13 protein-coding genes are annotated in these 16,946 nt (G+C 40.9%); 4 read left to right on the top strand and 9 right to left on the bottom strand.

Annotation, left to right across the window (positions count from 1 at the left end; translation table 11 throughout):
* Positions 1-39: 39 nt before the first annotated feature.
* The 6 genes from rfbD to EV212_RS07985 are packed head-to-tail and all read right to left on the bottom strand — an operon-like array spanning position 40 to position 7,478.
* Complete coding sequence (gene rfbD, locus EV212_RS08010) at positions 40-894, bottom strand: dTDP-4-dehydrorhamnose reductase (protein WP_132091513.1); 855 nt, start codon at positions 892-894, stop codon at positions 40-42.
* Complete coding sequence (gene rfbB / locus EV212_RS08005) at positions 891-1,913, bottom strand: dTDP-glucose 4,6-dehydratase (protein ID WP_132091510.1); 1,023 nt, start codon at positions 1,911-1,913, stop codon at positions 891-893. The genes rfbD and rfbB overlap by 4 nt, the downstream gene beginning before the upstream one ends.
* Before the next feature lie 3 nt (positions 1,914-1,916).
* Positions 1,917-2,492 carry a dTDP-4-dehydrorhamnose 3,5-epimerase gene (rfbC, locus tag EV212_RS08000; protein ID WP_132091507.1) on the bottom strand — a complete coding sequence of 192 codons (576 nt, stop codon included), beginning with the start codon at positions 2,490-2,492 and terminating at the stop codon, positions 1,917-1,919.
* A gap of 12 nt (positions 2,493-2,504) precedes the next feature.
* Complete coding sequence (gene rfbA / locus EV212_RS07995; RefSeq protein WP_132091504.1) at positions 2,505-3,386, bottom strand: glucose-1-phosphate thymidylyltransferase RfbA; 882 nt, start codon at positions 3,384-3,386, stop codon at positions 2,505-2,507.
* 2 nt (positions 3,387-3,388) lie between these two features.
* Positions 3,389-5,116, bottom strand: a complete 1,728-nt coding sequence (locus tag EV212_RS07990; protein ID WP_132091501.1) for a phospho-sugar mutase — start codon at positions 5,114-5,116, stop codon at positions 3,389-3,391.
* Positions 5,117-5,144: 28 nt separating this feature from the next.
* Positions 5,145-7,478: a type I phosphomannose isomerase catalytic subunit gene (locus tag EV212_RS07985; protein ID WP_132091498.1), complete on the bottom strand. Its 2,334-nt coding sequence runs from the start codon at positions 7,476-7,478 to the stop codon at positions 5,145-5,147.
* Between the two features lie 143 nt (positions 7,479-7,621).
* Between EV212_RS07985 and EV212_RS07980 the strand changes: the two genes are divergently transcribed.
* The 4 genes from EV212_RS07980 to EV212_RS07965 are packed head-to-tail and all read left to right on the top strand — an operon-like array spanning position 7,622 to position 12,898.
* Positions 7,622-8,692 (top strand): mannose-1-phosphate guanylyltransferase, encoded by a 1,071-nt coding sequence (locus EV212_RS07980; RefSeq protein ID WP_132091495.1) that lies wholly within the window; start codon positions 7,622-7,624, stop codon positions 8,690-8,692.
* Positions 8,693-8,731: 39 nt separating this feature from the next.
* A complete protein-coding gene (gene gmd, locus EV212_RS07975) occupies positions 8,732-9,763 on the top strand; it encodes a GDP-mannose 4,6-dehydratase (protein ID WP_132091492.1) in 1,032 nt (343 codons plus the stop codon).
* A gap of 16 nt (positions 9,764-9,779) precedes the next feature.
* On the top strand, positions 9,780-10,724 hold the full coding sequence (locus EV212_RS07970; RefSeq protein WP_132091489.1) for a GDP-mannose 4,6-dehydratase: 945 nt from the start codon (positions 9,780-9,782) through the stop codon (positions 10,722-10,724).
* Positions 10,721-12,898 (top strand): DUF4214 domain-containing protein, encoded by a 2,178-nt coding sequence (locus EV212_RS07965; protein WP_132091486.1) that lies wholly within the window; start codon positions 10,721-10,723, stop codon positions 12,896-12,898. The genes EV212_RS07970 and EV212_RS07965 overlap by 4 nt, the downstream gene beginning before the upstream one ends.
* A 69-nt stretch (positions 12,899-12,967) precedes the next feature.
* Here the strand turns inward: EV212_RS07965 and EV212_RS07960 are convergent, their stop codons facing one another.
* From EV212_RS07960 to EV212_RS07950, 3 genes are all read right to left on the bottom strand, one after another.
* Positions 12,968-14,692, bottom strand: coding sequence for a DUF4214 domain-containing protein (locus EV212_RS07960; RefSeq protein ID WP_132091483.1), 1,725 nt, complete (start codon positions 14,690-14,692; stop codon positions 12,968-12,970).
* Positions 14,693-14,826: 134 nt separating this feature from the next.
* Positions 14,827-16,560 (bottom strand): DUF4214 domain-containing protein, encoded by a 1,734-nt coding sequence (locus EV212_RS07955; protein WP_165873334.1) that lies wholly within the window; start codon positions 16,558-16,560, stop codon positions 14,827-14,829.
* A 29-nt stretch (positions 16,561-16,589) separates the two neighbouring features.
* A partial coding sequence (locus EV212_RS07950) for a DUF4214 domain-containing protein (protein ID WP_132091477.1) occupies positions 16,590-16,946 on the bottom strand: 357 nt, incomplete at its 5' end.

The following is a 16,946-nucleotide window of genomic DNA, read 5'->3' as shown; positions in this document are numbered from 1 at the left end:
ATCATAGAAGAATCTTATTGACAGACTTTTTAATTTAATTTAAATTCCTCTCTCCAATATTAAATTCAAATAACGCTTCAATCCATCCTGCCAGCTTGGCAACATCTTAAATCCGGCATTAATCAACTTATCTTTCGACATACGGCTATTAAACGGCCGTGCTGCTTTTGCCGGATATTCTGCTGTCGTCAACGGATTCACCTTAACATCCAAGCCTGCCTGTTTAAAGATTTCACAGGCAAATTCATACCAGCTGCAAATACCTTCATTAGTCACATGATAAGTCCCATACTTATCTGTCTGAATCATATCGATGACCAATTTTGCTAAGTCATACGTATACGTCGGTGAACCAATTTGATCCGCAACCACACCGACTTCTCCACACTGTGGTCCTACACGAAGCATAGTTTTAATAAAATTATTGCCGTTCACACCAAAGACCCAGGAAATTCTGAGAATAAAGTACTTTTCGATCAATTCCTGTACATTCAGTTCACCTTCATATTTTGTCTGCCCGTAGACATTTAGTGGTTTTTTCGGGTCGTCTTCTTTCCAAAAGTTCTCTCCCTGACCATCAAAAATATAATCTGTAGAAAAATACATTATCGGAATACCCATATCTTTACAGACTTCTGCAATATTTCGCGTGCCATCCACATTAATTTTACGGCACAACTCCTGATTATCCTCAGCCGCATCTACCGCGGTATAAGCCGCACAGTGAATTACAGCATCCGGCTTACATTCTTCAATCACCCGTTTTACCTGTCCGGCATCGGTAATGTCCATATTATCCACATCCGTGCCAAACATCTCCAGTCCGCGGCCTTCGCCTTCCTGAACCACATCATAGCCAAGCTGACCCTTGACACCTGTCACTAATATTTTCATAATCTGTCTCCATACATTTTCTCAAAATATTTCGTGTACTCACCACTGATAATATTCTGCCACCATTCTTTATGATTCAAATACCACTCAATCGTCTGCTGAATACCTGTATCAAAATTATATTTCGGCTTCCAACCTAATTCTGTCTCCAGTTTCGTCGGATCAATCGCATATCGCATATCGTGTCCCGGACGGTCTTTAACATACTTAATCAGACTTTCCGGTTTATCTAAAGCCTTCAGGATTGTCTTTACGACTTCAAGATTCGTCCGTTCATTATGTCCGCCCACATTATAAACCTCTCCAATGCGACCATTTCTTAAAATCAAATCAATCGCCGCGCAATGATCTTCTACATGAAGCCAGTCCCGAACATTTTCGCCGGTACCATACACTGGAAGTTCCTCATCTGCCAGAGCTCTGGATATCATTAATGGGATTAATTTTTCCGGGAAATGATAAGGCCCATAATTATTTGAGCAGCGACTCACCGTTACAGGTAAGCCAAATGTACGATGATAAGCTAGAACAAACAAATCCGCACTGGCCTTTGAACTGCTGTAAGGGCTGGATGTATGCAGTGGTGTTGTCTCTGTAAAGAATAAATCCGGACGGTCTAATGGCAAATCGCCATAAACCTCATCCGTAGATACCTGATGAAAACGTTTTACACCAAATTCCCTCGATGCATCCAAAAGTGTTGTCGTTCCCAATACATTGGTGATGACAAAAATCTCCGGATCTTCAATACTGCGATCCACATGAGATTCGGCAGCAAAGTTGACAATAGCATCGAACTTTTCCTTTTCAAAGAGGTCAAACACTAATTTGCGATCTGCGATATTGCCTTTGACAAACTTATAATTCGGCTTATTTTCTACAGGCTTTAGTGTCTCAAGATTTCCGGCATAGGTCAATAAATCCAGATTTACAATCATATCCTCCGGATATTTATTCACCATGTAATGAACAAAATTTCCTCCAATAAATCCTGCACCGCCGGTAACTAATATTTTCATTTTCTACTTATCTCCCTCGTACACAAAATTCACATCGCTATCCTTCAGAAGCGGCCCGTTGACATCTTTTTCCGAAAGAATCGGTTCCATACCATTTAATAACATTCCCCAATCCACACCTATCGAGGGATCATCATACCGTATTCCCCGATCATGCTCTTTTGAATACAAATTATCCACTTTATATTCAAACTCTACATCATCTGTTAAGGTCAAAAAGCCATGAGCAAACCCCTGTGGAATATAGAGCTGACGTTTGTTCTCTGCACTTAGTTCCACACTGACCCACTGTTTATAAGTTGGCGATCCCTTCCGGATATCTACGGCAACATCAACAACAGCACCTTTGGTACAACGCACCAACTTTGCCTGAGCCATCGGAGCATTCTGAAAATGCAAGCCACGCAATGTTCCCTTTTTAGCTGACATCGAGTGATTATCCTGGACAAATACATTGGTAATACCCATTGCTTCATATTTGGCCGTACTATAAGTCTCCATAAACCAGCCTCTATGATCGCCAAAACAATCCGGCTCAATAATCTTTACTCCAGGTATTTTTGTCTCTATCGCCTTCATCACTTAAAACTCCTATTTGTCTAAAAATTTACCGTCCAAAATATCTTTTAAATAGACACCATACTGATTTTTTTTATATATTTCATAGATTTCTTCCAGCTGCTTTCTGGATATCCATCCCTTCAAATAAGCAATCTCTTCAAGGCAGGCAATTTTTCGGTGCTGATGTGTCTCAACCGTACGCACAAAATTTATCGCATCCACTAAAGACTCGTGTGTCCCTGTATCCATCCAGGTAAATCCCTGCCCAAGCAGAGTGACTTCCAACTCACCATTTTCTAAATATATTTTGTTTAAATCTGTAATCTCCAATTCGCCTCTCGCCGACGGCTTTAGACTTTTTGCATATTCGACTACACGATTATCATAAAAATACAGTCCTGTCACACAATAATTTGACTTCGGATGCTTCGGCTTTTCCTCTATGGAAACAGCCTTCCCCTCCGCATCAAACTCTACAATACCAAACCGTTCCGGATCATCTACATAATAACCAAAAATCGTAGCTCCACTCGTTTTCGCCGCCGCCGCCTTTAGTCTTTTTTCCAATCCATGACCATGAAAAATATTGTCTCCCAAAATCATGGCAACGGAATCACGGCTAATAAAATCTTCACCAATAATAAATGCCTGAGCAAGCCCATCCGGACTTGGTTGTATCGCATAAGAAATCTCCAGTCCAAATTCGTTTCCATCGCCCAATAACGCCTCAAATCTTGGCGTATCCTCTGGTGTAGATATAATTAAGATTTCACGGATGCCAGCACGCATAAGCACTGCCAACGGATAATATATCATTGGTTTATCATATATCGGCAATAATTGTTTCGATGTTACTTTTGTTAACGGATATAATCGTGTGCCTCCTCCTCCGGCAAGAATTATACCTTTCATACTTATTCTCCAATCTGAAGCAGTAATGCTTCGGTTAAATGCTTTAATTTATCATCAGCATCTTTAACACTCTCACCCTTTACACCCATATAGAACTTAATTTTAGGTTCTGTACCGGACGGTCTTGCACAGCACCATGCATCCGGTTCCAATTCATAGTATAATACGTTGGATGTCGGAAGTCCTGTTTTTGAGATTTCTCCGTCTGCCATATCAAGCACTTCATTCGTTTTATAATCTCGCATTTTCAGCACCTTAAATTCACCAAAAGCCTTTACCGGATTCTTTCTCAAACCATCCATAATTGCCTGAATCTTCTTAACACCATCAATACCTTTTAAGGTAATCGATTTTAAATCCTCTTTATAATAGCCATATTTCTCATAAAGTTCCACCATCTGATTCCAAAGTGTCTTGTTGTTTAATTTACAATAAGCAGCTACTTCACATAAGGCCATCACCGCAACAACAGCATCCTTATCCCTCGCATGCGTCCCTACGAGGCAGCCATAACTCTCCTCAAGGCCAAACACATACTCATAATTGTGCTGCTGCTCGAAAAATTTTATCTGCTCGCCGATATATTTAAAGCCGGTCAATACTTCAATCAACTTAACATCAAAATCTTTCGCCAAGGCATCCGCCATATTCGTCGTAACAATGGTTTTTACCAAAGCGCCGTTTTTAGGAAGTGTATGATTTTCTTTCCTCTGACTCAGAATATAATGTGCAATCACCATGCCGGACATATTCCCTGTAAAACTTACATATTCGCCTGTTGCAGTATCTTTTGCATAAACACCAAGACGGTCCGCGTCCGGATCCGTCGCCAGTACAATGTCCGCGTCAATTTGTTTCGCCAAATTGAGAGCCAGTGTAAAGGCCTTCGGATCTTCCGGGTTTGGATAACCAACCGTAGGAAAATCGCCGTCCGGCAGTTCCTGTTCAGGCACAACATGGACATGTTTAAAACCAAGCTCTTTCAACACCCGCCGAACCGGAAGATTGCCGGTTCCATGTAACGGCGTATATACAATTTTAATTTCATCTGCAGCCTTTTCAATATATTCCGGATGAATAATCTGTGTCTTCAAAGCTTCAATATACCTGTCATCAATTTCCTGGCCTATTATATGATATAACCCTTTAGCTACAGCTTCCGCCTCAGTCATTGTCTTTACCTGGCTCAAATCTGTAACTTTATTTACTTCTGTGATAATCTGCTTGTCCTTCGGCGCCGTGATCTGCGCACCATCTTCCCAGTATACTTTATATCCATTATATTCCGGCGGATTATGGCTGGCAGTAATAACGATTCCAGCAATGCAGCCTAATTCACGAAGGGCAAACGACAACTCCGGTGTCGGACGCAGTGTCTCGAATCGATATGTCTTTATGCCATTGGCATTCAAACACAAAGCCGCTTCCTTAGAAAATTCCGGAGACATATGTCTGGAATCAAAAGCAATCGCCACCCCTTTATTCTGACCGTTTTCACTCATGATAAAATTGGCCAGTCCCTGGGTTGCCTTACGAACTGTATAAATGTTCAAACGATTTGTTCCTGCGCCGATGACGCCACGTAAACCACCCGTTCCAAACTCTAAATCCTTATAAAAACGATCCTCGATTTCTTTTTCATTACCTTGAATTCTTCTTAACTCTTCTTTTGTAGCATCATCAATATAAGCACTGTCAAGCCAACTTTTATATACATCCATGTAACTCATCTGTCCTATTTCCTCTTTTCTATATTAATTATACATGTGTTTTTATGAACGAACATTTGCCCCGGACAAGAACCTTTCTCTGCCCTGCCGGAATAAAGAAACTGTCTGCCGCTGAAAATTTAAAACTCTCATCGTCACAACGAATCATTCCTTCTCCCTCGATAATTATAATCGAGCAAAAAGAGGCATCATTCATCGCAAATTCCACTTCCGTATAAACCTGATACTTTTTACTTTCAAAATATTTACAGCTTCCCAAAACTTCTTCTTCATAGCCATTACATATCGTTACTTTCTGCTGACTGTCCACGGCTTCAATCTCACGCATATTTAAGTTCGAGACCGCCTGGGCTTTTTCCAAATGAAGTTCCCGTGGATTGCCATACTTATCCCTTCTATCATAATCATAGAGACGATACGTACAATTCGAATTCTGCTGAATCTCACACAACAAAATGCCTGCACCAATCGCATGGATTGTACCTGCATCCACGAAAAATGTGTCTCCTTTATGAACCTCTATTTTATTCAGGGCTTCCAAAACCGTATTATCTTCCACACGTTTCTTAAGTTCTTCTTTTGTCAGTGACTGGCTCACTCCATAGTAAATATAAGCCCCCGGTTCGCAATCCATAATATGCCACATTTCATTCTTGCCGTATTCATTCTCCTCACGGAGAGCAAATTCATCGTCCGGATGCACCTGAATTGATAACGACTGTTTCGCATCAATAATTTTCACTAAAATAGGAAAACGTTCAAATGCCTGACTCTTCCAACCAAGCGCTTCCCGGCCGATTTTTTTAAGATAATCCCCAAAAAGCATTCCCTTAAAGCGTCCGCTGGCCACAGTACTCTGACCATCTTTATGGGCAGAGAGTTCCCAACTTTCTGCAACAATGTCATAATCGCATTGCTTATGATAAATATCTTTTAACTTTGTCCCACCCCAAAGATAATCTTTAAAAGCAGGTTCCAGCTTTATGATCGATGAATTTAAGCGAAGTGAATTCCTTTTTTCCGCAATCGTCACACTATCTTCATCATTGAGCATTTTTCCGATAGCTACTTCAATGATCACTAAATCTTCCTCTTCATAATTCGATACCGAATGCTCTACGCCGATAGGAATATAGACCGAATCCTTCTCCCGATACTCCTTTGTTTCCCGTCCTAATGTAATTGTCGCCACTCCCCGCGCTACAATCCACTGTTCACTCCGCAGATCATGTTTATGCAAACTATGGGTTTTCCCTGGATATAAGGTCACTTTCCGCACTTTAAAATAAGAAGTTTCTTCTAAAACCTCATAAGTCCCCCACTGACGATAAAAGATATGATGATTTTCAAAATATTTACCGTATTGATCATGATACTTGAAAACAATATCTCTAATATCCGATTCCGCCGATTTTTTGCTGACATATACGGCATCTTCCGTATTAATGATGACTGTATCTTCAAGGCCATTCGCTACAACCAGACGGTCTCCCGTCCTATTGATCACCGTAACATCCTGACAATTCTCTTCAATAACCCCTTCGTCATCTCCGGCTTTTGCATAATCCGATAAGCGATTCAAATCTCCGACATCGTACCAGAGCACATCCGATTTAACCACACGAACCAAATCCGACTTTTCCAGAACTGCATGTTCCATGCTGATTGCCGGTATATCTCTTGTAAAATATTTCTGAAGCTGAATGTTACGGCTTGAAATATCCACATGACGCATACACTCATAACAGGCCCAATAAGCTTCCGGTGCCAGCCTCTTCAACTCCTGAAGAAAATCACCCGCACGGAATAGAAAATTACCGCTGTTCCATAAATAGTCTCCGGCCTTTACATACTTTTCAGCCTCATCAAACCCCGGCTTTTCTTTAAATGACAATACCTGCTCACCGTCATAATGAATATATCCATAATCTGTTCTTGGTCCCTCCGGCTGCATACCAAAGGTAACAATAGCTCCGTCCCTGGCCAATGCCTGTGCCTGAATAATCGTATCCTTATAATTTTCTCCCTCAATAATCTGGTCTGATGACACAACAAAAACCAACTCCGACGGACTAAAACACATACAGATGATAGCAATGGCCGGCGCTGTCTTTTTTCGTTCTTCTTCCAGAAAGCACCGATATCTCAACCCCTGAAAATCTTTCATCTGATTCTCCACAATAAAATGATAGGCTTCATGAGTAGAAATAATAAACTCATCACAAAAGGGAATATTCCTCGCGATACTCTCTTGAAAAAGAGAACGATTATTTTTTATATCCATGAACTGTTTCGGATAATTTTCTCTGGACAAGGGCCACAGGCTGTTTCCCTTGCCTCCGGCTAATACGATACACTTCATAAATAGCTCCTTTTTTCTACAATTAATACTATGACTATTATAAGCAATTTCTTACTAAACTACAACCTAAAAAACTTGTACTTTTTCCAACCATAGTGTATTCTAATTAATAGAATGTAACAAAATATATAAGGAGACTTTTTATGAAAAAAACAGCTCTAATCATGGCCGGCGGTAAAGGCGAACGTTTCTGGCCTAAAAGCCGACAATCTTTACCAAAACAGTTCCTCTCTTTGACAAATGATGGGAAGACAATGATTCAGCTTACCGTTGAACGAATTCTTCCTCTCGTTAGCCTTGAGGATATATATATCGCCACCAATACGAATTATAAGCATTTGGTTTTAGAACAGCTCCCAGGGATCCCGGCAGAAAACATTTTATGTGAACCGGTCGGTCGAAATACAGCGCCGTGCATTGGTCTTGGCGCCGTGCATATTCAGCGCAAATATGAAGATGCTATTATGATAGTGCTCCCTTCCGACCACCTGATTAAATATAATGATATTTTCACCGAAACCCTTGCCAATGCCTGCGATGTCGCTGAGATAAATGCAAATCTCGTCACCATCGGCATCACGCCGAATTATCCTGAAACCGGTTATGGCTATATTAAGGCGGACAAAAACAAACAGCTAAAGAAAACTTATTCTGTTGAACGTTTTGTTGAAAAACCTGATTTTAATTTAGCCAAAACTTATGTTGAAAGCGGTGACTATTATTGGAACAGCGGCATGTTTATCTGGAAACTGTCCAGTATTCTGGAAAATATGAAAAACTTTATGTCCGATACTTATAATGGCCTTCTAAAAATTCAAGCCGCCATCAAAACACCTGAGGAAGAAAACGTACTCAAAAATATCTTTCCTGAATTTGTCTCCGATTCCATTGATTACGGTATTATGGAAAAGGCTTCCGGCATTTACCTGATTCCGGGAAATTTCGGTTGGGACGACGTCGGATCATGGCTGGCCGTTGAACGTGTTAAAGGCACCGACGATGCCCAAAACACGCTTACCGGTAATGTCATCGCCCTTAATACAAGCCATTGTACCATTGAGGGCAAAAAACGCCTAATCGCAGCTCTTGGCCTTAAAGATTTAATTATTGTAGATACGGACGACGCCCTTCTTATCGCCGATAAAAATTCCGCCGGAGATATAAAAAAGATTCTCGCTGTATTGCGCGACACCGACAGGGAAAACTATTTATAACACAAGTTTAATATTTAATAGAAATGAGGATTTTAAAAAATGAAACATGCATTAATTACAGGAATCAATGGACAGGACGGCTCCTATTTAGCCGAATTACTTTTAGAAAAAGGTTATGAAGTTTACGGAATCATGCGCCGTAAAAGTGTGGTTGATTACGGCAATGTTGAGCATATTAAAGATAAAATCCATTTTATCTATGCCGATATGACGGATGTTGTATCTTTAACGAATGCAATGAAAATCTCTCAGGCTGATGAAGTTTATAATCTGGCTGCCCAATCCTTTGTTGCAACCAGTTGGGAACAGCCGCTTGCTACCGCACAGATTGATGCCCTTGGCGTTACCAATATGTTGGAGGCTATCCGTATCGTAAAGCCTGAGGCGCGTTTCTATCAGGCCTCCACATCAGAAATGTTTGGTCTGGTTCAGGAAATCCCACAGACTGAAAAGACCCCTTTTTACCCAAGAAGCCCTTATGGAGTTGCCAAATTATATGGTCACTGGATTACCAAAAATTATCGCGAAAGTTATAACATGTTTGCCTGCAGCGGAATTTTATTCAATCACGAAAGTGAACGTCGAGGCAAAGAATTTGTCACTCGTAAAATCACGGATGCCGTTGCCCGCATTAAACTCGGTGTTCAAGACCATGTAGAACTCGGTAACATGGATGCGAAAAGAGACTGGGGACATTCCAAGGATTATGTCAAAGCCATGTGGCTTATGCTCCAGCAGGACAAACCGGATGATTACGTTATTGCTACAAACGAAACACGTACTGTCCGTGAATTTGTTGAAACAGCTTTCAAACATGTGGATATCGAAATTGAATGGTCTGGCAGCGGCGTAGATGAAATCGGTAAAAACAAGGCTACCGGTAAAACCCTCGTCAAAGTTAATCCTGCATTTTTCCGTCCGGCTGAAGTTGAATTACTCATCGGTAACCCTGCAAAGGCTGACAGCACTTTAGGTTGGGTACGTGAGATTTCCTTCTCCGAACTGGTTGAACGTATGGTAAAAAATGACCTTGAATTAGTAGAAAAAGAAATCAAATACAATAATTTATAATTCATGAGGTAATTTAATGAAAGCACTGATTGTGGGGGCTGCCGGATTTGTCGGCAGCTACCTTATCCAACATCTGACCACAACCTATGATTGGGAAATTCATGCAACAAAACTTCCCAATGAAAATCTATCTGTTTCCGACATCCATGTTCATGACTTAAATATCCTGAATATAGATGAAATCAGAGAACTTTTCACTAAATTAAAACCGGATTATATCTTCCACCTTGCAGCCCAAAGCTCGGTTGCTCTTTCCTGGAATAATCCGCAGATTACCGTGGATATCAATATTAAAGGCACACTGAACATTCTCGATACGATTCGCTCACTGGATGGTTATTCCCCAAAAATACTTCTGATCGGGTCCGGAGAGGAATATGGCTATATTCTTCCTGACGAGACCCCTGTTAATGAACAGGTTACACCAAGACCGGGGAACATTTATGCCGCCACGAAAGCCTGTCAGAATATGCTCGGAAATATTTACTACCGCGCCTACGGTATGCAGCTCATCATGGTCCGTGCTTTTAATCATATCGGTCCAAACCAAACATCGGTTTTTGTCGCATCTGACTTTTGTAAACAAGTCGCCGAAATCGAAGCAGGAAAGAAAAAGCCAATCCTCCATGTTGGAAATCTCTCTGCTAAACGCGATTTCACAGATGTTCGAGATGTCGTCCGTGCTTACGGCATTTTAATTCAACACGGAAAAGCCGGCGAAACCTACAATATTGGCAGTGGTCATGCTATTTCCATACAGGAACTGCTGAATGTCATTTTGTCTTTATCTACTGCAAAAATACTTGTATCCACTGACCCTGCACGACTTCGTCCATCAGATATACCAGTCATTGAGGCCGATATCACCAAACTTCAGGATTCTATCAATTGGCATCCTGAAATTTCACTGAAACAAACATTACTCGAAACTTTAAACTATTGGAGAGGAACTTTATTATGAAAAAAAGCAAATCACTTATTTTTATTTTGTGTGCAACTTTGATGGTTTCTTCTTACACACCTGCCTTCGCAGAAGAAAGTCTGACTACGACAGATGCCGAAACAATGCAGACTGAATCTATTGAAATTCCGACGAATGGAACTGAAACCATCGCCGAAACAGAATTTACCACCGAACCTCAAACTGAATCTACCGCTGTGACTCCTGAAACAGAAGACACACTTCCAGAAACGGAATCAGAAACGGTTACTGAAACATTAATTGAAGAAACTGAGCTTGACAAAAAAGAAGCTGATGCAGACATAAAAGACAGCATTGATGAAAAAGATTATGAGAATAAAAATGTCTTCCAGTTTGTAAAACGTATGTATGAAATTGTTCTCGAACGTACTCCTGATGGAAAAGGGCTCCGCGAATGGTACGACACCTTAGTATCCGGTACAAATACTGGAGCTGACATTATGAATGGTTTCTTCTTTAGTAAAGAATTTTTAGATAAAAATCACACCGAAGAAGAATATATCCATCTCTTATACCGCGCAATTTTTAATCGTGAAGCCGATGCCGAGGGTATGAATACCTGGACAACCGCTTTCTCTGATGGTGTCAGCCGCAGATTCGTGTGTAACGGTTTTCTTGGTTCCGACGAATATAATAAGATGTGCGCTTCCTATGGTATCACTCCCGGAAGGTTGCCTTTAACAGAAAACAGAGATCAAAACCTGGAAATCACACGGTTTGTAAGCCATTTTTACAAACTGTGTCTGGACCGTAATGGCGACGCTGAAGGTTTAAATGACTGGACCGGTGGTTTGCTTGAACAGCGATTTAATGGTGTCTCCATCGCCGAAGGCTTTATCTTTAGCGATGAATTCCAGAACAAAAATTTAAGTAATGAAGACTTTATTGAAATCTTATACCAGACCATTCTTGGACGTCCTTCGGATGTTGAGGGAAAGAACGCATGGCTTAAATGTATGAATGAAGGCTTATCCAAACACTATATTTTAGGCGGTTTTATCCATTCTGATGAATTTAACGAATTCTGCAACACCCATGGGATTTCCCGGGGCAATGTTGTTCTTACCGAATCCAGAGATCAGAATCGAGAACTTACCGCTTATATCACTCATTTATATAGCACTTGTTTTGGACGTACCCCTACAAATGACGAACTGAATGCCTGGACCGGCGATGTATTAAATCATCGTGTTGTTGCCAAAGAACTTGCCTCTGCTTTCTTTACATCCAGTACATATCTCCAGAAGAATACCGATGACCAAACTTATATTAATGATTTATATAATGTTTTATTAAAACGTAATCCAGGCGCAGAAGACCTTACCAATTGGCTGACAATACTTCAGACAAATACCCGCGACTACGTCTTAGAACAAATTGTCATGTCCCCTGAATACAAAATATTCTGTCAGAAAGTTGGTATCTTACTTGTTCGTGACGGATGGATTCAGGAAAATGATAATACTTATTTCTATGAAAATGGACAGCGTAAAACGGGATGGCATATTGAAAACGGACAGAAATACTATCTGAACCCATCCAAAAATGGCGCTATGGAAATCGGATGGGAATATGTTGACGGTTATAAATTATACTTTAATAACGACGGCCAGCTTGTACAGGACGTCGACTATCTTATTGGCCCTCAGGATTCCTATTTCATCAAAGTTTATAAATGGGGAAATTATCTGATCGTATTTGCAAAGGATGGTGATAATGGTTACACTATCCCTGTCAAAGCTATGATTACTTCCTGCGGCGAAAGTACACCAACCGGAGATTACTGGACACCAAACAAGTTCCGCTGGCTCACAATGGTTGGCGGTTCAAAAGCTCAATGGTGTACCCAGATTACAGGTTCTTACTTATTCCATTCAGTTCCTTATAGAATTGCTGATAATACAACATTGTATACAGATTTGATGTATAACCTTCTCGGAACAACCCAATCTCTTGGCTGCATTCGCCTTCAGGCCGGAGACGCTAAATGGATTTATGATAATTGTGGTTTAGGCACCCATGTCAATATTGACCCTTATGTAAACAATGGGCCATTTGATAAGCCCGCCTTCTCCCCAATTCCATCATGGCACACTTGGGACCCAACAGACCCAACAGCCCACTATTTATGCCAGCAAAACGGCTGTCATTAAAATAGGTTCTAAAAAATATTGGAGCGGAATTGATACAATTCCACTCCAATATTTATCTTAGAAGCTAAACTATTTTTTCAAAATACCGTAACTATTACAGATATTTGCAAACTCTATCGAATCTGCAAATCCATCAAATACATGTTCCCGGCTCTTACCTTCATTTAACACCCTTTTCCAGCCGGACAGCCCCGGGCCATCCGCATCCCGGTCCATAAACACCCGGTAAAGTACTCGTATATATTCTTCATCCGATAAATTTCTTTTCAAAAACTCCTGTGAGAATACGAAGCCGTAAGCAGCCTCTTTTGCCGTATTTCTTCCGGATAAAATTGCATCACACCAATCGTTCAGGCCTCTCTCATCCGCCTCGCGACCCAAACAAAGACGATAATTTCTGACAATATATTTTGTCACTCCTTCATTCTGATCTCTTGGCGCCGTTAGATTCGCATTTCCTCGAACAATACCATAACGGCCGCAAATCCCCGTAAATTCATCCGACTCTGCAAATCCTCTGAACACGTGCATTCTTGAAAGTCCACTGTCTAGAACTTTTCTCCAGGCAGTCAAACCCGAACTGTCGGCCTCACGATCAAAAAATGTCCGATATAAGGCGTGAATATAGGCATCATCAGATAAATTCCGCGCCTTAAACTCATCACTGTCTACAAATCCCTGAGCCACTTTCGCTCCCTGCTCTCGACCAGACTTCAAAACCTCACTCCACTCTTTAAGCCCGAAAGCATCCGCATCCCTTCCTAATATTTCTTTATATAAACGCGTCACAAAAGCTTCCACCTGGTCTATCGGTTCTTCTACAGGTTCTTTATAATAGTCTTTTAAGGCCATGGGGTACATATGATAAAACGCCTCTGCCATGAACTCACTGTCTCTAATATGAGATCTGTCAAAGCTTTCAGCCCCGACCAATAACCATTTAAACTGCTCGTCCTTTCCCCAGTCCCATGTTACATCCATGTTATACCAATAACCGTCCATCTCCACAATATTCCAAATATGGCTGGTGCCTCCAGCCTCGCCCGAAATCATTCGATTCTGAATGCCGAGCTCCTGCAAAAGCCGATACAACAATAAAGAATATCCCTGGCAAACAGCTTTTCCTTCAACTGCAGCGCCATAAGCCGAATGTACATTAAATGTTTCATAAATCATAGAATCATAACGCACATGGGACGTTATATAAGCATAAACACTCCGAATCTTCATCTCTCGATCCGCCGAATACACATCCAATTCTTCCAGAATATCGCAAACCTTTTCGTTAACGGCAAGTTCCTGATCATACGAACTCAAATAATAAATCTCATATTCAAAGCGAATATATTCGCCGTCCTCATTCACTCCTTTATATGTTCGACGAACAACACGCTGAAAATGATATCGAAGATAATCTCCCGCCATGCCTGGTAATGTATCATCATAGGCCACCGCCCGTTCCAAAAACTCAGCAGACATACCTTCTGTATATTCCCCATGATAATAAATTGAAATCAGGCCATTGCGATTTATCATCTGCTGCCGCAATATTTGAACAGCAGTCTCCGCATCCTCTGCATACTCAATCGTTCCACTGAATGGTACGGCATAGTTTTCAGAAAAAAGTATGTCCCCTCCAATGTCATCCGTATAAACATTTTCTTCCTCAATTTCCTCTAAAAGTTCTTCCGGAATTCCGTCTGTCTCTTCTGCATATACACCCTTACCAAGCACAAAAAAGATTAAAAGAAATATCCAGATACATAAAAAATCTCTTGTTTTTTTAATTTTCATCTCGCGTTCCTCAGCATCATCTAATCGATATTTAAGTTTATAATATATCGCTTGGCGTATTTTTTTTAACACTTCTTAAAAAGTCAGGAGATCTTTTTAAATCTCCTGACTTAAACCATCCTATTATTCTTCAATTATCTATAACATACACCACACGGTGTATATCCAATACTCTCAGCATCTTCAATGATTAACGGAAGTGTATTCCCCCTGACTGTTCTACAGCCATTTTTATGGTATCTTTCTCCACTGCTGGTTACATAGACAATTGTGCCCTGCGTCGGCTCTAATCCAAAAGACCGTAAAATATCTCCAAATTCCTGAGATTTAGACACGCCATACATAACAGCCTGTCGACGCATACCGTCTTCGAGTAACTTCACCCAACTTTCAAGACCGGCACTATCCGCTTCCCTGTTAAGAAATACCCGATAAAGCACTTTGGTAAATTCTTCATTAGAAAGATTCTTTTTCTTCATTTCATCTGAAAAGAAAAATCCAAAAGCCACTTTTTCCGGCGATGATTCTTTATTTAGAATCACATTCGTCCAGGCATTTAAACCGGAAATATCCGGTGTACGACCTAAAGCCTTGCTATATAAACGCGACACAAAACGTGTAATACCATCATTCTGGTCTCTTGGTTCCGTTAATGTCACCGAGCCGCGCTGAATACCATAACTTTCACATAACTTTGTGAACTCCTGCGATTCTACAAAACCTCTATAGGCATATGTTCTTGAGAAGCCAGTATCTAATATATCCAACCAAGCACTTTTACCGCTCGGATCTGCCGCCCGGTCAAACATGGTAGCATATAAAACATCAACATAGGCCTCATTGGACGTATTCTTACTTTTAAACTCGTCGCTAAAGAAGAAGCCTTGTGCCACATCAGCTCCAGTATTATTACCTAAAATCAATTGATTAAACCATTCCGCCAATCCTACAGGATCAGCCTTTCGTCCCAATACTTTTTCGTAAAGACGGATTACAAAGTTTTTTACCTGACAAGCCGCCTCTGTGCCTCTGGCTTCGATAATCAACGCCATACCTTCCTGTCCATCTGCAATATAATGCCCATCCCCGTTCGAAATGCCAAAATTCTGAGACCAGTAAATGACTCCATCACTATAAGCAGCGCTTACACCCATGGATTTAAAATCTGGATTCAGAATATTTGCTCTATGCCCTGCTGAATTCATCCAACCAGCAACAACGGATTCTGCACTTCCAAATCCTGCCGCAATATTTTCTCCATACATTTTATCTGTCAAACTAGAACAGCTCTGTCCATTCGGACGCGTATGGTCAAAAACAAGGCTGCATTCTACTGCGCGTACACACGCTGCTTCCTCCAGCTCAGAATCCCATACCAATGGCGCTATTCCATATTCTGCACGAACTTGATTGACCAACCTCAATACTTCATGTGCCATTGAATAATTATAAGTACATGGAAGGATCAACGGAATAATTTCTGAATTTGGATCCGTAAAATCCAGGATTCCATCATAACATGCATAAAATTCATCCGGCGCTTCTTCCAAAATTCCCTCTTCCGAATGTTCTTCGATCAGCTGCTCCGTAAATCCCCTAGATTCTGTCTCTGTCTCAGAAACTGTTCCATCCTCTGTTTCCACTATCGTTTCTTCCGTCGCTCCAACAGTTATCGACTCAATTTCTTCCTGCAAAGACGTTTCCTCTGATGTTTCAGTAATCGTTTCTGTTTTTGTTCCTATAACCGTCTCCTCGATTGTCTCTGGCATTGTTTCCGTAACTTCTGTTTCATCCGCTGCAAAAGCATTCATTGTTGGCGTCATAGCCAACGATAACGATAAAACTATTACTCCTATACGTTTTCTCATTCGAATCCTCCTAATCATTCTTGTTTCATTTAATGGCACTCTGGACAAGCCGCATATCCAATACTCCGTGCGTCTTGAAGCAACAATACGTTTGTCTGGCTATTCCCAATCCTGCTGCAATTCGCTGTATGATATTTCGCATCTGTTCTTGTCACATATACGGCTTCACCCACCGTCTGTTGTAATCCAAACGAACCCAGGATTTCACTGAATTCATCTGACTTTGAAAATCCATAAAAAATCACATCTCTTCTCCAGCCTTCATCTAACATCTTCTTCCAGGCTGCTAAACCGACCGGGTCTGCTTCTCTCCCCATAAATACTCGGTACAGTACATTTAAATACTCCTCATTCGACAACCCTTTATTTTTAAATTCATCCGAAAA

This window comes from Frisingicoccus caecimuris, from assembly GCF_004340975.1.
GTDB classification, from domain to species: domain Bacteria; phylum Bacillota; class Clostridia; order Lachnospirales; family Lachnospiraceae; genus Frisingicoccus; species Frisingicoccus caecimuris.
This window is presented reverse-complemented; position numbering and strand designations above follow the sequence as displayed.